This is a genomic window from Kitasatospora sp. NPDC001603 (assembly GCF_040298365.1).
In the GTDB taxonomy this organism is placed as follows: domain Bacteria; phylum Actinomycetota; class Actinomycetes; order Streptomycetales; family Streptomycetaceae; genus Kitasatospora.
In genome coordinates this window covers 1-20,847 of the sequence record NZ_JBEPAA010000020.1, presented here as the reverse complement: position 1 = coordinate 20,847, position 20,847 = coordinate 1, and the positions used below count along the sequence as shown (strand labels likewise).

General features: G+C 71.9%; 17 protein-coding genes. 6 read left to right on the top strand and 11 right to left on the bottom strand.

From position 1 onward, the window contains the following. Positions 1-11: 11 nt before the first annotated feature. The 4 genes from prcB to arc all read right to left on the bottom strand — a co-directional run bounded on the left by prcB (position 12) and on the right by arc (position 4,915). Positions 12-854 carry a proteasome subunit beta gene (gene prcB, locus ABT263_RS15300; protein ID WP_352290953.1) on the bottom strand — a complete coding sequence of 281 codons (843 nt, stop codon included), beginning with the start codon at positions 852-854 and terminating at the stop codon, positions 12-14. Between the two features lie 161 nt (positions 855-1,015). Continuing rightward, positions 1,016-1,234 carry a ubiquitin-like protein Pup gene (locus tag ABT263_RS15295; protein ID WP_329486932.1) on the bottom strand — a complete coding sequence of 73 codons (219 nt, stop codon included), beginning with the start codon at positions 1,232-1,234 and terminating at the stop codon, positions 1,016-1,018. A 173-nt stretch (positions 1,235-1,407) separates the two neighbouring features. Then, positions 1,408-2,919 (bottom strand): depupylase/deamidase Dop, encoded by a 1,512-nt coding sequence (gene dop / locus ABT263_RS15290; RefSeq protein ID WP_352290952.1) that lies wholly within the window; start codon positions 2,917-2,919, stop codon positions 1,408-1,410. Between the two features lie 229 nt (positions 2,920-3,148). Then, positions 3,149-4,915 (bottom strand): proteasome ATPase, encoded by a 1,767-nt coding sequence (gene arc, locus ABT263_RS15285; RefSeq protein ID WP_329486934.1) that lies wholly within the window; start codon positions 4,913-4,915, stop codon positions 3,149-3,151. 285 nt (positions 4,916-5,200) lie between these two features. Between arc and ABT263_RS15280 the strand changes: the two genes are divergently transcribed. Beyond that, the gene (locus ABT263_RS15280; RefSeq protein ID WP_329486935.1) at positions 5,201-5,503 is read left to right on the top strand and encodes a ferredoxin; all 303 of its coding nucleotides are present in this window, start codon (positions 5,201-5,203) and stop codon (positions 5,501-5,503) included. Positions 5,504-5,672: 169 nt separating this feature from the next. Here the strand turns inward: ABT263_RS15280 and ABT263_RS15275 are convergent, their stop codons facing one another. From ABT263_RS15275 to ABT263_RS15265, 3 genes are all read right to left on the bottom strand, one after another. Continuing rightward, positions 5,673-6,278, bottom strand: a complete 606-nt coding sequence (locus ABT263_RS15275; protein WP_352290951.1) for a hypothetical protein — start codon at positions 6,276-6,278, stop codon at positions 5,673-5,675. A 141-nt stretch (positions 6,279-6,419) separates the two neighbouring features. Beyond that, positions 6,420-7,382, bottom strand: a complete 963-nt coding sequence (locus tag ABT263_RS15270) for a tRNA (adenine-N1)-methyltransferase (RefSeq protein ID WP_352290950.1) — start codon at positions 7,380-7,382, stop codon at positions 6,420-6,422. Positions 7,383-7,427: 45 nt separating this feature from the next. Next, a complete protein-coding gene (locus ABT263_RS15265; protein ID WP_352290949.1) occupies positions 7,428-8,648 on the bottom strand; it encodes a site-2 protease family protein in 1,221 nt (406 codons plus the stop codon). A 172-nt stretch (positions 8,649-8,820) separates the two neighbouring features. Here ABT263_RS15265 and ABT263_RS15260 point away from each other — a divergent pair, with 172 nt between their 5' ends. Continuing rightward, complete coding sequence (locus tag ABT263_RS15260) at positions 8,821-9,741, top strand: RecB family exonuclease (protein WP_352290948.1); 921 nt, start codon at positions 8,821-8,823, stop codon at positions 9,739-9,741. Next, a complete protein-coding gene (locus ABT263_RS15255; protein ID WP_329486940.1) occupies positions 9,742-10,413 on the top strand; it encodes a response regulator in 672 nt (223 codons plus the stop codon). A gap of 99 nt (positions 10,414-10,512) precedes the next feature. On the opposite strand, the gene ABT263_RS15250 is transcribed toward ABT263_RS15255, so the two are convergent. From ABT263_RS15250 to metH, 3 genes are all read right to left on the bottom strand, one after another. Further along, entirely contained in the window at positions 10,513-12,126 is a 1,614-nt protein-coding gene (locus tag ABT263_RS15250) for an ABC transporter substrate-binding protein (protein WP_329486941.1), read from the bottom strand. A 356-nt stretch (positions 12,127-12,482) separates the two neighbouring features. After that, the gene (locus ABT263_RS15245; RefSeq protein WP_352290947.1) at positions 12,483-13,187 is read right to left on the bottom strand and encodes an HAD family hydrolase; all 705 of its coding nucleotides are present in this window, start codon (positions 13,185-13,187) and stop codon (positions 12,483-12,485) included. A gap of 145 nt (positions 13,188-13,332) precedes the next feature. Continuing rightward, on the bottom strand, positions 13,333-16,836 hold the full coding sequence (gene metH / locus ABT263_RS15240) for a methionine synthase (protein WP_329486943.1): 3,504 nt from the start codon (positions 16,834-16,836) through the stop codon (positions 13,333-13,335). 254 nt (positions 16,837-17,090) lie between these two features. Between metH and ABT263_RS15235 the strand changes: the two genes are divergently transcribed. Next, positions 17,091-18,068 (top strand): glycoside hydrolase family 18 protein, encoded by a 978-nt coding sequence (locus ABT263_RS15235; protein ID WP_352290946.1) that lies wholly within the window; start codon positions 17,091-17,093, stop codon positions 18,066-18,068. 10 nt (positions 18,069-18,078) lie between these two features. Here ABT263_RS15235 and ABT263_RS15230 read toward each other — a convergent pair whose 3' ends face one another. Next, positions 18,079-18,597, bottom strand: coding sequence for an SRPBCC family protein (locus ABT263_RS15230; RefSeq protein WP_352290945.1), 519 nt, complete (start codon positions 18,595-18,597; stop codon positions 18,079-18,081). A gap of 156 nt (positions 18,598-18,753) precedes the next feature. Here ABT263_RS15230 and ABT263_RS15225 point away from each other — a divergent pair, with 156 nt between their 5' ends. After that, the gene (locus tag ABT263_RS15225) at positions 18,754-19,569 is read left to right on the top strand and encodes an SGNH/GDSL hydrolase family protein (RefSeq protein ID WP_352290944.1); all 816 of its coding nucleotides are present in this window, start codon (positions 18,754-18,756) and stop codon (positions 19,567-19,569) included. A gap of 277 nt (positions 19,570-19,846) precedes the next feature. Then, positions 19,847-20,797, top strand: a complete 951-nt coding sequence (locus ABT263_RS15220) for a PAC2 family protein (protein ID WP_329486947.1) — start codon at positions 19,847-19,849, stop codon at positions 20,795-20,797. The last annotated feature ends 50 nt before the right edge of the window (positions 20,798-20,847 follow it).

The window sequence follows — 20,847 nt, the reverse complement described above, 5'->3', positions numbered from 1 at the left end:
GGTAGGTGTGGCTAGAGCAGCGGGGCCTGCGGGCCGTTGGGGCGGATGAGGCGCTCGTCGGTGATCGAGACGGCGATCGCGGAGACCTCGGCCTCGGTGAGCCGGCGGAAGCCGTCCTCGGTGATCAGCGAGACGATCGGGAAGATCTTCCGGGCGAGGTCCGGACCGCCGGTGGCGGAGTCGTCGTCGGCCGCGTCGTAGAGCGCCTGGACGACCAGGGTGGCGGCCTGCTCGGCGGTCAGGTCCGCGCGGTAGAGCTTCTTCATCGAGCCGCGGGCGAACACCGAGCCGGAGCCGGTGGCGGCGAACCCGCGCTCCTCGGAGCGGCCGCCGGTGACGTCGTAGGTGAAGATCCGGCCGCGACCGAGGTCGAGGTCGTAACCGGCGAAGAGCGGGACGACCGCGAGGCCCTGCATCGCCATGCCGAGGTTGCCCCGGATCATGGTGGTGAGGCGGTTGGCCTTGCCCTCCAGCGAGAGCACGGTGCCCTCGATCTTCTCGTAGTGCTCCAGCTCCAGCTGGAACAGCCGGACCATCTCGACGGCGAGGCCGGCGGTGCCGGCGATGCCCACCGCGCTGTACTCGTCGGCCGGGAAGACCTTCTCGATGTCACGCTGGGCGATCACGTTGCCCATGGTCGCCCGGCGGTCACCGGCGATGACCACACCGCCGTCGAACACCGCCGCGACGATCGTCGTCCCGTGCGGGGCCTCGACGACCGCTCCCACGGGCAGCTCGCGGCGCCCGGGGATCAGCTCCGGCTGGTGGTCGGCCAGGAAGTCGAGGAACGACGAGGACCCCGGGGTCAGGAAGGCAGCCGGTAGACGCCCGGTGCCACGAGTGTTGGCTTCCACACGATTCCTTCCAGGTAGCTTGAAGCGCACGCTGCCCGCACCCTACCCGCCGACGATCACCGTCCATGCGTGGTGGGCCGGACCGGGGCGGACGGGCGGCCGTTGCCGCCCGTCCGCCCTCGGCGGTCGCGACCGTGAATTCCCTGAATGCCCGAACGGGGCTACTCGCCGCCCTTTTGCACGAATTGGCGTACAAAATCCTCGGCATTCGACTCGAGGACCTCGTCGATTTCGTCGAGAACCGCGTCGACGTCGTCGCCGAGCTTTTCCTGGCGCTCCTTGAGGTCGTCGGAATTCTGCGCTTCCGCGGCCTGCTCCTCGACCTCCTCGGAGGAGCGGTTCGCCCGCTGCTGGCCGCCGTCGGTGTCCTTGCTCGCCATTTCCCTCACCCCGCTCGATCTGTCTGGCACGGTTTGGTCGCTGCTTGCTGCACCGACCCTATACACAGGGCGCGGCTACCGCTTCCGGTTTGCCGTGGCGCTTCCTGTCCAACACCCGCTGTCACCCCGGATGATTCCCATTCGGCGGACGTTCACCCGTGGTGATCGAAAAGTTACCCGCCGGCCAGCACCCGGAGCAGGTCCTCGGCCGTGCGGCAGCGGTCCAGCAGCTCCTTGACGTGGTTGCGGGTGCCGCGCAGCGGCTCCAGCGTCGGGACCCGCTGGAGCGAGTCGCGGCCGGGCAGGTCGAAGATCACCGAGTCCCACGAGGCGGCTGCCACGTGGTCCGCGTACTGCTCCAGACAGCGCCCGCGGAAATAGGCCCTGGTGTCCTCCGGAGGCTTGGAGACGGCCCGCTCGACCTCCTCGTCGGTCAGCAGCCGCTCGAACCGCCCACGGGCCACCAGACGGTTGTACAGGCCCTTCTCGGGCCGTACGTCGCTGTACTGCAGGTCGACCAGGTGCAGCCGGGAGTTGTCCCACTCCAGCGCGTCGCGGCTGCGGTAGCCCTCCAGGATCTCCCGCTTGGCGATCCAGTCCAGCTGCCGGGAGAGCGACATCGGATCGCGCTCCAGCCGCCCCAGCACGTCCTCCCAGCGCGCCAGGACGTCCACCGTCTGCTCGTCGGCGTCGGTGCCGAAGCGGTCCTCGACGTACTTGCGGGCCAGCTCGAAGTACTCCAGCTGGAGCTGGACGGCGGTGAGCCGGCGCCCGTTGCGCAGCGTGATGAGGTGCTTCAGCGACGGGTCGTGGGAGATCCGGTGCAGGGTGCGCACCGGCTGGTCGACGGCGAGGTCGGCGGCGATGAAGGAGTCCTCGATCATCGCCAGTACCAGGGAGGTGGTCCCGAGCTTGAGGTAGGTGGAGATCTCGGAGAGGTTGGCGTCCCCGATGATCACGTGCAGCCGGCGGTACTTCTCGGCGTCGGCGTGCGGTTCGTCGCGGGTGTTGATGATCGGCCGCTTGAGCGTCGTCTCCAGGCCGACCTCGACCTCGAAGTAGTCGGCGCGCTGGCTGATCTGGAAGCCGTTCGCCGAGCCGTCCTGGCCGATGCCGACCCGGCCGGCGCCGGTGACCACCTGGCGGGAGACGAAGAACGGGGTGAGGTGGCGGACGATGTCGGCGAACGGCGTCGCCCGCTTCATCAGGTAGTTCTCGTGGGTGCCGTAGGAGGCGCCCTTGTTGTCGGTGTTGTTCTTGTACAGGTGGATCGTCTGCCCGTTGGGCAGTTCCAGGGCGCGCTGGGCGGCGGCCGCCATGATCCGCTCGCCGGCCTTGTCCCAGAGCACGGCGTCGCGCGGGTTGGTCACCTCGGGCGAGCTGTACTCGGGGTGCGCGTGGTCCACGTAGAACCGCGCGCCGTTGGTGAGGATGATGTTCGCGAGGCCGATGTCCTCGTCGGTCAGCTGGCTGGCGTCCGCCACGTCGCGCGCGAGGTCGAAGCCCCGGGCGTCGCGCAGCGGATTCTCCTCCTCGAAGTCCCAACGGGCCCGCCGTGCCCGGTGCATCGCCGCCGCGTACGCGTTGACGATCTGGGACGAGGTGAGCATGGCGTTGGCGTTGGGGTGCCCGGGTACGGAGATCCCGTACTCGGTCTCGATGCCCATCACGCGCCGTACGGTCATGCGGCCCTCCTTGCCCGGTGTACCGCCCCCCACGGGCGGAACACGCTGACGTACCGCTGAACAACACCGACGCGGGCCGTGTGCCCGCGAACGGTGGGTCGAGCCTAGAACGCGGCACCGACAGGCGGGCCCCGAGACGCGCCGTCCGGCTGCGGGGCCGCGAGGCGCCACAGCCGGACGGGGTGCGTGCTGGTCCGGGGTCCGCTGCCGGCGGCCCGGAGTGGTGCGGTTACAGGTACTGCCCGGTGTTGGCGACGGTGTCGATGGAGCGGCCGGACTCGGCGCCCTGCTTGCCGGTGACGAGCGTGCGGATGAAGACGATCCGCTCGCCCTTCTTGCCGGAGATCCGGGCCCAGTCGTCCGGGTTGGTGGTGTTGGGCAGGTCCTCGTTCTCCTTGAACTCGTCCACGCAGGCGGCGAGCAGGTGGGAGACGCGCAGACCGCGCTGGCCGTGGTCGAGGAAGTCCTTGATGGCCATCTTCTTCGCACGGTCGACGATGTTCTGGATCATCGCGCCGGAGTTGAAGTCCTTGAAGTACAGGACCTCCTTGTCACCGTTGGCGTAGGTGACCTCCAGGAAGCGGTTCTCCTCGGTCTCGGTGTACATCCGCTCGACGACCGCCTGGATCATCGCCACCACGGTGGCCTCGACGGAGCCGTCGTGCTCCTTGAGGTCGTCCGGGTGGAACGGCAGCGAGCCCTTGAGGTACTTGGAGAAGATGTCCTTCGCGGCCTCGGCGTCCGGGCGCTCGATCTTGATCTTGACGTCCAGGCGGCCGGGCCGCAGGATCGCCGGGTCGATCATGTCCTCGCGGTTCGAGGCGCCGATGACGATGACGTTCTCCAGGCCCTCCACGCCGTCGATCTCGGCGAGGAGCTGGGGGACGATGGTGTTCTCCACGTCCGAGCTGACGCCCGAACCGCGGGTGCGGAAGAGCGACTCCATCTCGTCGAAGAAGACGATGACGGGGGTGCCCTCGCTCGCCTTCTCCCGGGCCCGCTGGAAGACCAGGCGGATCTGCCGCTCGGTCTCGCCGACGTACTTGTTGAGGAGCTCGGGACCCTTGATGTTGAGGAAGTAGCTCTTGCCCTGGGGCCGGCCGGTGACCTCGGCGACCTTCTTGGCGAGCGAGTTGGCCACCGCCTTGGCGATCAGCGTCTTGCCGCAGCCGGGCGGGCCGTAGAGCAGGACGCCCTTGGGCGGGCGCAGCTCGTACTCCTTGAAGAGCTCGGCGTGCAGGTAGGGCAGCTCGACCGCGTCGCGGATCTGCTCGATCTGGTTGCTGAGACCGCCGATCTGGCGGTAGTCGATGTCGGGGACCTCTTCGAGGACGAGCTCCTCGACCTCGGACTTGGGCACGACCTCGTAGACGTAGCCCGAGCGGGGTTCGAGCAGCAGGGCGTCCCCCGCCCGGATGGTGAGCTCGCGCAGCGGTTCGGCGAGGCGCACCACCCGCTCCTCGTCGGTGTGGCCGATGACCAGGGCGCGTTCGCCGTCCTCCAGGACCTCCTTGAGGGTGACGATGTCGCCGATGCGCTCGAAGGCCATCGCGTCCACGATGTTGAGGGCCTCGTTGAGCATCACCTCCTGGCCGCGCCGCAGCTCGTCGAGGTCGACGTTGGGGCTGACGTTCACGCGGAGCTTGCGCCCCCCGGTGAAGATGTCGGCGGTGCCGTCCTCGTTCTGGCTGAGGAAGGTGCCGAATCCGGCCGGGGGCTGTGCCAGCCGGTCCACTTCCTCCTTGAGGGCCACGATCTGGTCGCGGGCCTCTCGCAGGGTGGAGGCGAGCCGTTCGTTCTGGGCGGACACGCCGGCCAGGTTGGTCTGGAGCTCGACGATCCGCTCTTCGAGGATTCTCGAATTGCGCGGCGAGTCGGCGAGCTTGCGGCGCAGCACGGCGATTTCCTGCTCAAGGTACGAGACCTGAGCGGCCTCGTCGGAACCACGAGCGGGCCGGCCGGTGCTGCGGTTGTAGTCGTCATCGTGGGCTGCCACGGTCCTCACCTCCTCCGGGGAGCTGGACGCTTCCAGACCCTACCTGGGACCAGGGGTCCGTAAACCCCTAGATCAAGAAAGATGGAACGGGCGTGTCCGATCTTCGCCCTCGCGTGCTTCCCCTCTGCTTAGGGGATACCCAGCGCGCACCACCCAAAGCCGACCAGATGTATCGTCGAACGAGTCGATATCCGATCGCGACCGAGGGTCGCGGTCAGATCGTTGTACGAATGGCGGGATTGCCTCCCAATTGGGGGCGACCCGGGACAGAAACGGCAGGGGACCATGTCGGTGACCGAAGAGGCGAAGGCCGGCGAGGCGCTGGAGGTGTGGATCGACCAGGATCTGTGCACCGGCGACGGCATCTGCGCGCAGTACGCGCCCGAGGTCTTCGAGCTGGACATCGACGGCCTCGCCTATGTGAAGGGCTCGGACGACGAGTTGCGCCAGCAGCCGGGCGAGACCGTGCCGGTGCCGCTGACGCTGCTTCAGGACGTGGTGGACTCGGTGAAGGACTGCCCGGGCGACTGCATCCACGTGCGCCGGGTCTCCGACCGGGCCGAGGTCTACGGCCCGGACGCCGAGTAGCCCGGGCCGGCGGGCACCCGCCCTGAGCCCGGCGGTCACCCGCCCCGAGCCGAAGGGGCGCGCCGGTGCCGAGAGGGAGAAGCGAGGACGCCCCGAGGAACGAGGGGCGTTGGAGCGCCGACCGTCGGCGCCGGGTCAAGCGCCCCGGAGGCGAGCGGGCGAAGACCAGTCAGGCCTGCGCCAGTGGAGCGGTGGTCTGGGAGCGGACCCAGCCGGCGTCCTTGCGCGTCCAGGTGAGGTCGAGTGAGATGTCCGGGCTGAACCGCGGCACGTCGTCGCCGGAGTACCCCTGCGCGTGGCCGGTGATGGTGCCGTCGCTGCGCAGGCCGAGCCTGCCGACGGTGAGGTTCTCGCGCTCGGAGAGCAGGGTGGCCACCACGACGGGCCGGCCGTCGGGTCCGGGGCCGAGCAGGTAGACGGCGTCCGGCGGGGTGCCGTTCTCGGCCGCGCAGTGCGCGGCGGCGACGGTACCGGGCCGGCCGTCGCCGAGGTCGGCGGCGAAGCTGACGGATATCTTGACCGGGAACGGGCCGCAGTCCAGCGGGAGTTCGGCCTTGGCCGGATCGGGCGCGGCGGCGGCCGGGAGGGCCTTCACGGTGGGGCGGGCCGGTTTCGGCGTCCCGGTGGCCGGATCCGCGGCGAGCACGGTGGCCACCACGGCGGCGCAGCCGCCGATCGCGAGGGCCCAGTGCCAGGGGGCCGATCGGGCGTGTCCGGGCCCGCTGCGGGCCTGCGGTGTCTGCTGCTCAACCCTCGCCGTGACCGCGGTCTCCACCAGGCGTCCCCTCCAGTGGGTCGGTGTGAGCGAGCATCGTCCCACACCGGCGTGGACGGGGGGTGGCGCGGGTGCGGGGGTAGCACGAAGGGGTGGTACGCGGGCGCGGAACCCGCCGTACCACCCCTGGTGGACGTACCGTCAGCCGAGCTGCTCCGGCTGCTCGACGTCGCCGGTGCGGGCGGCGGCCCGGGCGGCGGCGCGCTCCTGCAGGCTCGGCTCGGCCGAGCCGTTGTCGTAGTCCTCGCCGTACGCGCCCTTGGCGGGGCGGCGGCGGCGCAGCGGCGGCTCGACGCCGTCGGCGAGGCGGCGGGAGGTGAGCAGGAAGCCGGTGTGCCCGATCATCCGGTGGTCCGGGCGGACGGCCAGGCCCTCCAGGTGCCAGGTGCGGACCATGGTCTCCCAGGCCTGCGGCTCGGTGAAGGTGCCGTGCTCGCGCAGCGCCTCGACGGTCTTCGACATCTGCGTGGTGGTGGCCACGTAGCAGCAGATGAGGCCGCCGGGGACGAGCGCCTTGGAGGCGACGTCCAGGCACTCCCAGGGGGCCAGCATGTCGAGGATGACGCGGTCGACGTCGGACTCCACCAGGTTGTCCTGGAGGTCGCCGACGGTGAGCTTCCACGCCGGGTGGGGCCCGCCGAAGTAGCGCTCGACGTTGCTCTGGGCGATGTCGGCGAAGTCCTGCCGGCGCTCGTAGGAGGCCAGCATGCCGGTGTCGCCGACGGCGCGCAGCAGGTAGGTGGAGAGCGCGCCGGAGCCGACGCCGGCCTCGACCACGCGGGCGCCGGCGAAGATGTCGGCCATGGCGAGGATCTGCCCGGCGTCCTTCGGGTAGATCACGGCGGCGCCGCGCGGCATGGACAGGACGTAGTCGGGGAGCAGGGGGCGCAGCGCGAGGTACGGGACGTTCCCCGTGGTGCGCACGACCGTGCCCTCGGGGGCGCCGATCAGCTCGTCGTGCGGGAACGCACCCTTGTGGGTGTGGAACTGGTTCCCGGCCTGGAGCGTGAACGTGTAGTGGCGGCCCTTCGGGTCGGTCAGCTGGACCTGGTCCCCGACCTGGAAGGGCCCGCGTCGGCGGGTGGCACCGGTCGGTTCGGACATGCGGACAATCCTAAGGGAAGCAGGCGCTCCGCCCGACCACGATGATCACCGGCCGGCGATCGCGGCGGTCAGCCGCCGCTCGATGTCGCTGAGCGTGGCGACGCCGTAGACCCGGCCGTCGGCCTCCACCACCAGGTACTCGGTGGCCGGGTGGGCCCGCAGCGCGCGCAGCAGGTCCTCGCCGGCGAGTTCGACGGGCAGCCGCAGACCCGGTTCGAGGTCGCGGGCCAGTGCGCCGACGGCGATCCAGGGGCGGCGGTGCTCGGGGACCTCGCGGACCTGGGACTCGCGGACCAGGCCGATCGGGTCGCCGCGGCCGTCGACCACGACGACGGCGCCGGCCTGCTGCTCACGGACCCGGCGCAGCGCCTCGCCCAGCGGGGTGTCCGCGCTGACCTCGACGCCCCGGCGGACGAGGTCGCGCAGCCGCAGGTCGGGCAGCACCTCCTTGAGCCGGGCCTGCTGCACGCCGGCGCCGGCGCCGTTCCAGATGATCACGGCCAGGACGGCGGCCAGCACGGCGTCGATCAGGGTGTCGGTGGTGGTCCGGTCGGCGCCGCGGGCGGCGCCGAGCAGCGGCAGGCCGATCAGGACGGCGACGGCCAGCACGCGGCCGGCCCAGGCGGCGGCGACGGTGCCGGTCATCGGCCGGCCGGTGACGGCCCAGACGACGGCGCGCAGCATCCGCCCGCCGTCCAGCGGGAGGCCGGGCAGCAGGTTGAAGGCGGCGACGACGAGGTTGGAGACCATCAGGCCGGTGAGCAGCACCCCGGGGACGCTGGAGAGCTCGACGGCCTGGACGGCGAGGTAGAAGACGCCGCCGAGGAGCAGCGAGAGCAGCGGGCCGACGAAGGCCAGCCAGAACTCCCGCCAGGGGCTCTCGGCCTCCTTCTCGATCTCGGAGACGCCGCCGAGGAACTGCAGCCGGATGCGGCGGACCCCGAGCCGGTAGCGGAGCGCGACCACGGTGTGGGCGAGCTCGTGGATCAGGACGGAGCCGTAGAACGCCACCGCGAAGAAGAACGCGACCAGGTAGCGGTTGGCGCCGAGCCCGGGCAGGACGTTCTCCAACTGGCCGCCGAAGACCCAGGTGATCAGCGCGGCGATGACGAACCAGGAGGGGGTGACGTAGACGGGTACGCCGAAGGGCCGGCCCATCAGGATGCCGTTGCGGCCCTCCGGCTCCTCGGGCGGCCGGGGACCGGGCCGGGAGTCGCCGTCCTGCGGGGGCCGGTCGGAGGTCTGACGCCCCCTGCTGTCGCTCACCGTGATCCCTTCGGTCGGTTCACTGTCGTGCGCCGTGCGCCGGTGCGCCCACGCTACGTGATCAGGGCCGGGTACCGTCGCGCGCCCCTCTCGCAGGGCTCATACCCACTGGGAGGCCGGTGTGGCAGCACCGTGGCAGCGGGATGACAGCTCAGGGCAATAGGGTCGGGGTATGCAGCAGACCGACACCAGCAGCGCCGTCGTGGCCCCGGCGCGTCCACCGGCGCCGCCGACCGGCCTGTCCCCGTCCCGCGCGGGGGACTTCCTGACCTGCCCGCTGCTGTACCGGCTCCGGGTGATCGACAAGCTGCCGGAGCCCCCGAGCGCGGCGGCGACCCGGGGCACCCTGGTGCACGCGGTGCTGGAGCGGCTGTTCGACAGCCCGGCGGCCGACCGGACGCCGGAGCGGGCCCTGGGGCTGCTGCGGCCGCAGTGGGAGCGGCTGCTGGGCGAGCGCCCGGAGCTGGTCTCGCTGTTCCCGGAGGACCCGGACGGCGCGGCGCTGACCCGCTGGCTGGCGGACGCCGAGAAGCTCGTCGAGCGCTGGTTCCGGCTGGAGGACCCGACCCGGCTGCATCCGGTGGAGCGGGAGCTCTACGTGGAGACGGCCCTGGAGTCGGGGCTGCTGCTGCGCGGCTACATCGACCGGGTCGACGTCGCGCCCACCGGCGAGGTGCGGCTGGTGGACTACAAGACCGGCCGGGCGCCCTCGCGGGACTTCGAGGGCAAGGCGATGTTCCAGATGAAGTTCTACGCGCTGGTGGTGTGGCGGTGGAAGGGCGTGATCCCCAAGCGGCTGCAGCTGGTCTACCTCGGCGGGGGCGGGGACGTGGTCAGCTACGACCCGGACGAGGCCGACCTGCTCGCGGTGGAGCGCAAGCTGCAGGCGCTCTGGGAGCGGATCGGCGAGGCGGTGGCCACCGGCGACTTCCCCGCGACCCGCAACCGGCTCTGCGACTGGTGCGACCACCAGGCCAGTTGCCCGGAGTTCGGCGGCACTCCCCCGCCGTACCCGCTGCCGCTGGCGCTGCCGACGGCACGAACGTCTGACGAGGACGATCCCACGGGGGATCCGATGAGCAAGGAGTCCTAGGTGACGATCCGAGTGCTGCTGGTCGACGACCAGCCGCTGCTTCGCACCGGTTTCCGGATGATCCTGGAGGCCGAGGCCGACCTGGTGGTGGTCGGCGAGGCCGGCGACGGTCAGCAGGCGCTGGACCAGGTCCGGGCACTGCAGCCCGACGTGGTGCTGATGGACATCCGGATGCCCCGGATGGACGGCGTGGAGGCGACCCGCCGGATCGCCGGCCCGGGCCGCGACGGCCCGGCGAAGGTCCTGGTGCTGACCACCTTCGACCTCGACGAGTACGTGGTCGAGGCGCTGCGCGCGGGCGCCAGCGGCTTCCTGCTGAAGGACGTGCCGGCCGAGGAGCTGGTGCAGGCGATCCGGGTGGTCGCGGACGGCGCGGCGATGCTCGCGCCGAGCATCACCCGGCGGCTGCTGGACATGTACGCCACCAAGCTGCCCTCGGGCGAGGAGGCGCCGCCGCAGGCGCTGAACGCGCTGACCGAGCGTGAGCTGGAGGTGCTGAAGCTGGTGGCGCGCGGCCTGTCGAACGCGGAGATCGCGGCGGAGCTGTTCGTCAGCGAGACCACGGTGAAGACGCACGTCGGCCATGTGCTGACCAAGCTTCAGCTGCGGGACCGGGTCCAGGCCGCGGTCTACGCGTACGAGAGCGGGCTGGTGCGCCCCGGCGCGCTCTGAGCCCGGACCGGTCCGGACATGACGGTGGCCCGTCCGCTCCCCTTGCACCCTGGGGGGAGTGGACGGGCCACCGTGCTGAGGGTCACCCGGTGGAACGGGTCACTTGCCGAGTCGGCCGATCTCCCAGAAGCGGAAGAAGCCGGTGGTGTCCACGGTCGACTCCACGCCGGTGATGTTCGAACGCGAGGCGAAGAAGGCCTTGTTCTGGAACAGCGGGATCAGCGGCGCGTTGTCGGCGACGATGCCCTGGATCTGCGCGTAGGTGGCGGCCGCGGCGGCGCGGTCGGCCTGCTTGAGGCTCTCGGGCACCAGCTTCTGGCTGATCCGCGGGTCGTCCCAGCCGTGGTGGTAGGCCCCGCCCTCGACGATCAGCGGCGCGACGTAGTTGTCCGCGTCCGGGTAGTCGGCGAACCAACCGATGGTGTAGGCCTGGTACTTGCCCTCGACCCAGCCCTTCTTGTAGACGTCCCAGTCCGCCTCGTGCTGGACGGTCACCTGGAAGACGCCGCCGGCCTCCAGCTGCTTCTTCAGCGCGTCGGCCTCGGCGCCCTCGGCGCGCGAGCGCGACCAGGTGAGGTTCAGCTTGACCGGCATCGGGACCTTGGCCGCGGTGAGGATCGCCTTGGCCTTGGTGACGTCCTGGTCGCCGTACTTGTCGAAGAAGGCGGTGTTGTGGCCGGCGACACCGGCCGGGACCATCGAGTACAGCGGCTGGACGGTGCGCGCGAAGACGTCGCGGGCGAGCGACTTGCGGTCGATCAGCTGGGCGGCGGCCTGCCGGACGGCGACGTTGCCGCCGGTCGCGTCCTTGGTGTTGAAGACCAGGTAGCGGGTGTCGTTGCTGTCGCCCTCGACGACCTGCAGGTCGCTCTTGCCGCCCTGCTGGTCGGACAGGACCTGGGCCGCGGTGTTGGGCTCCAGGCTGTTGTCGGCGAGGTCGATGTCGCCCTTGTCGAGCGCGGCCTTCAGCTCGGCCGGCTTGTCGAAGTACCGGAGGGTGAACTTCTTGTTCCGGAGCTTGGCGTCGCCGGTGTACTTGTCGTTCGGGGACAGCGCGACCTTGCCGGGGACCTTGGCACCGCCCTCGATGGTCGTGGTCTCGATCGAGTCGATCTTGTACGGGCCGGAGCCGACCAGCTTGTCGTTGGCGAGCAGCTTGTCGGCCGGGAAGACCTCCTGGTCGACGATGGCGCCCGCCGGGCCCGCGAGCTTCGCGGGGAGCGTCGCGTCCGGCGCCGAGAGGTGGAAGACCACCTCGGTGTCGCCCTTGGCCTCGACCGACTTGATCGACTCCAGCAGGCCCGCCGGGCCGCTCTGGTCGGCGATCTTCTTCGTCCGGTCGATGGAGAAGGCGACGTCGGCGGCGGTCAGCGCGTGGCCGTTGGAGAACTTCAGGCCGCCCTTGAGCGTGCAGTGGTACTGGGTGACGTCGCCGGCGGTGAACTCGCAGGACTGCGCGGCGTCCGGGCCGGGGGTGCTGGAGGCGGCCGGGTAGGACAGCAGCGACTGGAAGGTGTTGCGCAGCAGCAGCCAGGAGCCGGCGTCGTACGCGCCGGCCGGGTCCAGCGTGTTGGTGACCGAGGTGGTCCCCATCGTGATCGCCTTGTCGCCGTCCCCCTTGACGGCGTCGGTGACCGAGCCGCAGCCGGCCACCGAGACGGCCACCAGGCCGGCGCAGCCGAGCACTGCCAGTCGTTCAGCTGAAGTCTTCACGGGTCGCGTCCTTCGGGTGCGGTCCGGCCGGGGGCCGGCGGCCCGCGCTCGGTTGATCCTCCGGGGTCGTGGAGGTCGTGCACGGACCGGGCGCCGTGCGACCGCGGGCAGGACGGGGTTGCCCGTCAGCGGCGATGGCAGGGCTCGGGGGTGGGGAACGAACTGGAGTAGCGTGCCATATCGAACAGACCCCACCGATACCCGTACAGGTGACAGTTGGGACACGAGGGGGCGGTGTGGGCGCGACCATTCGACGAGTTGTCAGGCAATGCCCGTTTTCTCCCCGGGGACTCGCCGTGAGCGGACGGGGCCTACCACGTACCGGGCGGTAAGCGGTCTCCGCAATGAGACGACAATCACACTCGCGAGGCGACGAGCGAGCGGAGCAGTTCAAGATCGACGCTCTCCAGCGAGGGCAGCACCAGCCGCCCGGGGGCCGGCTCGATCGGCGCCACCGACGGCACCGCGATCACCGGGCAGCCGGCCGCCTCCGCCGCGCGGACACCGGTCGGCGCGTCCTCCACCACCACGCAGCGGCCCGGCGCCGCCCCCAGTCGCCGCGCCGCCTCCAGGTACGGGTCCGGGTGCGGCTTGGTGCGCGGCACCTCGTCCCCGGCGACCGTGAAGGCGAAGTGGTGGGCGCCCAGCGACCGCAGCACGATGTCGATCACGTGCCGGTGCGAGGCGGACACCAGGGCGGTCGGAACGCCGTGCGCGGCAAGGGTGTTGAGCAGTCGCTCGGCGCCCGGCATGAGTGGCACGCCGCCGCCCAGCAGGTCCACGAAGCGCTGGTTGATCAGGACGGTCAGATCGGCCGGCGCGAGGTCCACGCCGGTGGCGGCCAGCAGGTAGTCGATCACCCGGCTCATCGGGCCGCCGACCACGTGGGCGCGGTCGTTCTCGTCGAGCGTGTAGCCCAGCTCGGCGAAGAGCGAGGCCTCGGCCTGCCACCAGAGGTTCTCGGTGTCGACCAGCGTCCCGTCCATGTCCAGCAGCACCGCCTGGAGGCCCCGGCCGTCGCCGTGGTCGAGGGTCCGGGTGGCGGTGGAGATGGTGGTCATGGCGCGGGTCCTTCCGTCCGTGCCCCGGGGCGCTGCCCCTGGGGATGGCACAGGCCGGCCCGCTGGTGAGCGGACCGGCCCGTTCAGGATGATCCAGGATACGCCCCGCTCCGCCGAAAGGAACGAACGGTGCGCGACGCGGGGGTTACCGCGCGTTGAAGTACTTGGCCTCCGGGTGGTGGATCACGATCGCGTCCGTGGACTGCTCGGGGTGCAGCTGGAACTCCTCCGAGAGCACCACGCCGATCCGCTCGGGCCGCAGCAGCTCGGTGATCTTCGCGCGGTCCTCCAGCTCCGGGCAGGCCCCGTAGCCGAGCGAGAACCGGGCGCCCCGGTACTTCAGCGCGAACATGTCCTTGACGTCCTGCGGGTCCTCGCCGGAGAAGCCCAGCTCGAAGCGGACCCGAGCGTGCCAGAACTCGGCCAGCGCCTCGGCCAGCTGCACCGAGAGGCCGTGCAGCTCCAGGTAGTCGCGGTAGGAGTTGTTGGCGAACAGCTCGTTCGCCGCCTCGGAGATCCGGTTGCCCATGGTGACGACCTGGAGGCCCAGCACGTCCCGCTCGCCCGACTCCTCCGGGCGGAAGAAGTCCGCCAGGCAGAGCCGGCGCCCGCGCCGCTGGCGCGGGAAGGTGAAGCGGGTCCGCTCGGTGCCGTCCTCGTTGTGGACGATCAGGTCGTCGCCCTTGGAGTTGGCCGGGTAGTAGCCGTAGACCACGGCCGGCTCCAGCCAGCCCTCGGTCTGCAGCCGGTCCAGCCACATCCGCAGCCGCGGCCGGCCCTCGGTCTCCACCAGCTCCTCGTACGAGGGGCCCTCCCCGGTGCGCGCGGCCTTCAGGCCCCACTGGCCCTTGAACAGCGCGTCCTCGTCCAGCCAGGAGGCGTAGTCGGCGAACGGCACGCCCTTGACGATCCGGTCGCCCCAGAACGGCGGCTCCGGCACGGTGTTGTCGACCGAGACGTCCGAGCGGACCTGGCCGAGGTTGACCTCCTCCGGCTCCTCGACCTCGACCCGGGCGTGCCGGCGCTGCTTGAGCTCCGGCAGGGCCGCCCCGGGCACGCCGCGCTTGACCGCGATCAGCGCGTCCATCAGCCGCAGGCCCTCGAAGGCGTCCCGGGCGTAGCGGACCTCGCCCTCGTAGATCTCGTGCAGGTCCTGCTCGACGTAGGCCCGGGTGAGCGCGGCGCCGCCGAGGATCACCGGGTAGTCGGCCGCCAGCTTGCGCTGGTTCAGCTCCTGCAGGTTCTCCTTCATGATCACGGTGGACTTCACCAGCAGGCCGGACATCCCGATGACGTCCGCCCGGTGCTCCTGGGCGGCGTCCAGGATCGCCGAGACCGGCTGCTTGATGCCCAGGTTGACCACGGTGTAGCCGTTGTTGGACAGGATGATGTCGACCAGGTTCTTGCCGATGTCGTGGACGTCGCCCTTGACGGTGGCCAGCACGATGGTGCCCTTGCCCTCGTCGTCGGACTTCTCCATGTGCGGCTCCAGGTGGGCCACCGCGGTCTTCATCACCTCGGCGGACTGGAGCACGAACGGCAGCTGCATCTGGCCGGAGCCGAACAGCTCGCCGACCACCTTCATGCCGGCCAGCAGCGTGCTGTTGACGATCTCCAGCGCCGGGCGCTGCGCCAGCGCCTCGTCCAGGTCGGCCTCCAGGCCGTTGCGCTCGCCGTCGATGATCCGGCGCTGCAGGCGCTCCTCCAGCGGCAGCGCCGCCAGCTCCTCCGCCTTGGACGCCCTCATCGAGGTCGAGGAGACGCCCTCGAACAGCTGGAGCAGCTTCTGCAGCGGGTCGTAGCCCTCGCTGCGGCGGTCGTAGACCAGGTCCAGGGCGACGTCGCGCTGGTCCTCCGGGATCCGGGCCATCGGCAGGATCTTCGAGGCGTGCACGATCGCGGAGTCCAGGCCCGCCTCGACGCACTCGTTCAGGAAGACCGAGTTGATCACCATCCGGGCCGCCGGGCTCAGCCCGAAGGAGATGTTGGACAGGCCCAGGGTGGTCTGCACGTCCGGGTGGCGGCGCTTGAGCTCGCGGATCGCCTCGATGGTCTCGATGCCGTCCCGGCGGGACTCCTCCTGGCCGGTGCCCAGGGTGAAGGCCAGGCAGTCGACCAGGATCGAGCCCTCGTCGATGCCGTACTCGGTGGTGAGCTGCGTGATCAGCCGCTCGGCGATGGCGACCTTGGTCTCGGCGGTACGGGCCTGGCCGTCCTCGTCGATGGTGAGGGCGATCAGGCCGGCGCCGTGCTCGCGGGCCAGCGAGGCGATCCGGCCGAACCGGGTGTCCGGGCCGTCGCCGTCCTCGTAGTTGACCGAGTTGAGCACCGCGCGGCCGCCGAGCGCCTCCAGACCGGCCCGCAGGACCTCCGGCTCGGTGGAGTCCAGCACGATCGGCAGGGTCGAGGCGGTGGCCAGCCGGCCGGCCACCTCCTTCATGTCGGCGACGCCGTCGCGGCCGACGTAGTCCACGCAGAGGTCCAGCAGGTGGGAGCCGTCCCGGATCTGCTCGCGGGCGATCTCCACGCAGGCCTGCCAGTCACCGGCCAGCATCGAGTCGCGGAACTTCTTCGAGCCGTTGGCGTTGGTGCGCTCGCCGATCGCCAGGTAGGAGGTGTCCTGGCGGAACGGCACCGCCTGGTACAGCGAGGCGGCCGAGGGCTCCGGGCGCGGGGTGCGGGCGACCACCGGGCGGCCCTGGACGCGCTCGACCACCTGGCGCAGGTGCTCGGGCGTGGTGCCGCAGCAGCCGCCGACCAGCGAGAGGCCGTACTCCCGGGTGAAGACGTCGTGCGCCTCGGCCAGCTCGGCCGGGGACAGCGGGTAGTGGGCGCCGTCCTTGCCCAGCACCGGCAGGCCCGCGTTCGGCATGCAGGAGAGGCCGATCTTCGCGTTCTTGGCCAGGTAGCGCAGGTGCTCGCTCATCTCGGCCGGGCCGGTGGCGCAGTTCAGGCCGATGTAGTCGACGCCCAGCGGCTCCAGCGCGGCCAGCGCCGCGCCGATCTCCGAGCCGAGCAGCATGGTGCCGGTGGTCTCGACCGTCACCTGGACCAGGACCGGCAGGTCCAGCCCCGCCTCGGCGAGCGCGCGCTTGGAGCCGAGGATCGCGGCCTTGGTCTGCAGCAGGTCCTGGCTGGTCTCCACCAGCAGCGCGTCGGCGCCGCCGGCGATCAGGCCGGCCGCGTTCAGCTGGAAGCCGTCGCGCAGCACCTCGTACGGGGCGTGGCCGAGGGTGGGCAGCTTGGTGCCGGGGCCGATCGAGCCGAGCACCCAGCGGGTGCGGCCGTCGGTGAAGGAGTCGGCGGCTTCCCGGGCGATCCGGGCGCCCGCCTCGGACAGCTCGAAGATCCGCTCGGGGATGTCGTACTCGCCGAGCGCCGAGAAGTTGGCGCCGAAGGTGTTGGTCTCGACGCAGTCCACACCGACCGCGAAGTACGCGTCGTGGACCGAGCGGACGATGTCGGGCCGGGTGATGTTGAGGACCTCGTTGCAGCCTTCCAGGTTCTGGAAGTCCTCCAGGCTCGGGTCCTGGGCCTGGAGCATGGTTCCCATCGCCCCGTCGGCCACCACCACCCTGGTGGCGAGCGACTCACGCAGCGCGTTCGCGCGGCTCTGCTGGGTGACGGACGGGTCGGCTGCAGTGGCCATGGGGCTTCTCCCTGGGTGCGACGGCTGTCGGCTTTGCACGCCCGCTGAATCGGGCACGCACGTCGCCAGGGTATCCGGCCGGTGCCATGGATCGGGTGACCATTTCGTATCCTGAGCACTCGCCGCGACGGGGGAGCGACTGCATGGCGGGTCGAAGCGCACGGATACGACGGCTCGGACGGGCCCTGGGGGCGGCGCCACGGGCGCTGCGGGCGCGCTGGCGGGGGTGGTCCCGTTGGCGCAGAACCCTTGCCGTGGCGCTGGTCGTCCTCGCCGTCGCCCTGCTGCCGATCGGCTCCGCGGCGCTCGCCCTGCGGCTCCAGTACGCCGGTGAGCCCTCCCCCGAGGCCCGGACCCGCGGCAAGGACGCGGTCTGGCTGGGCCACGCCTGGGTGGACGGCCGAAAGGGTGACGCCGACGTCGCCGACCTCGCCCGGCGGCTCGCCGAGACGGGCGTGCGCGACCTCTACGTCCACACCGGCCCGCTGGAGCACGACGGCTCGCTGCCGCCCGCCGTCCACCCCCGGGCCCAGTGGTTCACCGAGGCCGCGCACCGCGCGCTGCCCGGCATCCGGGTGCAGGGCTGGCTGGGCGACGAGGTCAAGCCCGAGAAGGACGCCCTGGACCTGGAGGACGCGCCCACCCGGGACCGGGTCACCGCCGCCGCCCGCCAGGTGCTGGACCTCGGCTTCGACGGGGTGCACTTCGACATGGAGCCGATCCGCCCCGGCTCGGCCGGCTGGCTCGCGCTGCTGGACCAGGTCCGCCCGGTGACCGCCGGCCGCGGCGCCCGGCTCTCGGTGGCCGCGCCGCAGATCGACCCGCTGCCCTTCCAGCACGACATCGCCATCGCGCTCACCGACCACGGCAAGTGGTGGGACCAGGCGTACTTCGCCGAGACCGCCCGCCGGGTCGACCAGATCGCGGTGATGACCTACGACTCCAGCATGCCGACCGCGTCGCTCTACGGGGGCTACAACGCCTACCAGACCGAGCTGGCCCTGGAGGCCACCCCCGAGGACGTGGACCTCCTGATGGGCCTGCCGTTCTACTGGGAGGACAAGTGGGGCCACTGGGGGCACGCCGAGACGGTGGACGCCGGCATCCGGGGCATCCGTCTCGGCCTCGGCCGGTACGACCTGCGGCGGGAGAACTTCGGCGTCGGGCTGTACGTGGACTTCGCCGCCACCGAGCAGAACTGGGCCGACTACCGGCGCGGCTGGGTCCGCTGAGGCGCCGCCCTCACGCCATCCGGTGCGCGAGGGCGCCCAGGTAGCGCCGGACGGTGGCGTCCTCGCCCAGCACGTAGTGCGAGAGGGCGCGGTGGAGCGGCCGGTGGACCTCGCCGCGCTCGGTGACCGTCAGGCTGCAGCCCTGTCCGGCCGGCGTCAGCACGAGGGTCCAGGTGCCGCCGTAGGGCAGGTCCGGGTCGGCCACGCCGGTCACCAGCCGGTGCGGGGCCTCGCTCTCCAGCACCTCGTAGGTGGCGTGGCCGTGCGGGCCGTACTCGCGCCAGCGCGGCCGGCCGCCCGCGCCCTCCGGCAGCCGCTCGACGTGGGACAGGCCCGGGCGCCACGCCGGATAGAGGTCGACGTCGGTCACGACGTCCCACACCGCGCCCGGCGGCTGGTCGAGCTCCAGGCCGCCCTCGGTCACGTGCTCCACCGGCAGGCGCCGGCCCGCCGCCAGGGCCGCCAGCACCACCGCGCCGGCCCCGGCGGCCGCCACCACGCCGATGCCGATCCACCACCGTCCGTCCATCCGCCCGGCTCCTCACGCCCTGTCCGGCCCCTTCCTCCATCATCGCGCCGCCCCGCCGCGCGGGCGCGCCACGACTCTGCGTCACCAATCCGATACGATCCGTGCCCGATGGGCCGAGGCGGACCGCGCCCGGCCACCGGACCCCGGAGAACCGCCGTGCAGCGCCACCCGCTCCTCGCCGCCCTGGCCGCCGTCCCGCTCCTGCTCTGCGCCGCGCCGGCCGCCGCCGCCGCGCCCGCCGACGCCCCGCCCCGCTACGCCGCGCTGGGCGACTCCTACGCCGCCGGGGTCGCGGCCGGCGCCTACGACCCGGCCGCCGGCGACTGCCACCGCAGCGCCAACGCCTACCCGGCGCTCTGGGCCGCCGACCACGGCGCCACCGGCTTCCTCGCCGCCGCGTGCAACGGCGCGACCACCGCGGACGTCCGCGGCGGACAGCTCCCGAAGGTCGGCGCGGACACCACGGTGCTCACCCTCACCGTCGGCGGCAACGACCTGGGCTTCGCCGGGGCGGCCGCCGACTGCCTCCAGCCGCTGACCACCGAGGCCCGCTGCGCCGCCACCCTGGACGAGTCCGGCCGCCGGCTGCGGGAGGAGCTGCCCGGCCGGCTCTCCGCCCTGTACGACGACGTGCGGACCGCCGCCCCGCGGGCCCGGGTGGTGGTCACCGGCTATCCGCACCTGCTGCGCACCGGCACCACCTGCCTGATCGGCACCGATGCCCGCCGGCAGCGGTTCAACGCGCTCACGGACGAGCTGGACGAGCTGATCCGCCGCGAGGCCGAGGCGCGCGGGTTCGCCTTCGCCGACGTCCGGACGGCGTTCGAGGGCCACGGGGTCTGCGCGGGCGCGGGGCGGGAGTGGATCACCGGCATCGTGCTCCCCCGGCTCTGGGAGTCCTTCCACCCCACGCCCGAGGGGCAGTCCCTCGGCTACCTGCCGGCCGTCACCGCCGCGACCGGACCGCGCTGACCCGCCCCGGCGCCCGGCGGCCGCCCCGCGGTCCTTCCCGGGGCGCCCTGGGCCCGGCGCGGCGATAACCGCTGGATCCCGGCGCCCCGCTCCCCCAGACTGTCCCGGTGCCCCGCCGGGAGGCGCATCAAAGCCCGTAGGCTGGGCAGGTAGGGAACCATGGAGCGAGGCGTTCCATGGGTGACGAGAGGTTCGACAGTCGGCAGCCGGACCGCCGGCGCCTCGGCAGGCCGGCCGGGGCGGGTACGTCCGACCGCCGACCGGAGGGAGACGCTGGGTGATCGAGCTGGAAGATGTTCCCGAGTTGATCGACCCGGTCATGGTCTGCGCCTTCGAGGGCTGGAACGACGCCGGGGACGCGGCCTCCGCGGCCCTGGCGCATCTGGACGACACCTGGGGCGGCAAGGTGTTCGCCGCCCTGGACGCCGAGGACTACTACGACTTCCAGGTCAACCGCCCCACGGTCTGGCTGGACGGCGGCATCCGCCGGATCACCTGGCCGACGACCCGGCTCTCGGTGGTCCGGGTGACGGAGCCCGCGACCAGGGACATCGTCCTGGTGCGCGGCATCGAGCCCAGCATGCGCTGGCGCTCGTTCTGCAACGAGCTGCTCGGCTTCGCGCACGAACTGGGCATCGAGCTGGTGGTGATCCTGGGCGCGCTGCTCGGGGACACCCCGCACAGCCGTCCCGTCCCGGTCAGCGGGGTCACCTCCGACCCGGAGCTGGCCCAGCGGCTGGACCTGGAGGAGAGCCGCTACGAGGGCCCGACCGGGATCGTCGGGGTGCTCCAGGAGGCCTGCACGCACGCCGGGGTGCCCGCCGTGACGCTCTGGGCGGCGGTGCCGCACTACGTCGCGCAGCCGCCGAACCCGAAGGCCACGCTGGCGCTGATCAACAAGCTGGAGGACCTGCTGGACCTGCGGATCCCGCCGGGCGAGCTCGGCGAGGACTCCCGGGCCTGGCAGCTCGGCGTGGACCAGCTGGCCGCCGAGGACACCGAGGTGGCCGAGTACGTCCAGCAACTGGAGGAGGCGCAGGACACCGCCGAGCTGCCGGAGGCCTCGGGCGACGCGATCGCCCGGGAGTTCGAGCGCTACCTGCGGCGGCGGGAGAACGTCGGCCCGGCCGGTGAGAAGCCCGTCGCCGGGCACGCCACGGCGGAGCGGCCGAGCGAGCCCGAGCCGCCGGCCGCGCGGGAGAGCCAGGACGGCAACGAGGAGGACTGACCCCGCGGCAGCGGGAACGCCGGAGGGCGCCGGGACCAGCTGGTCCGATC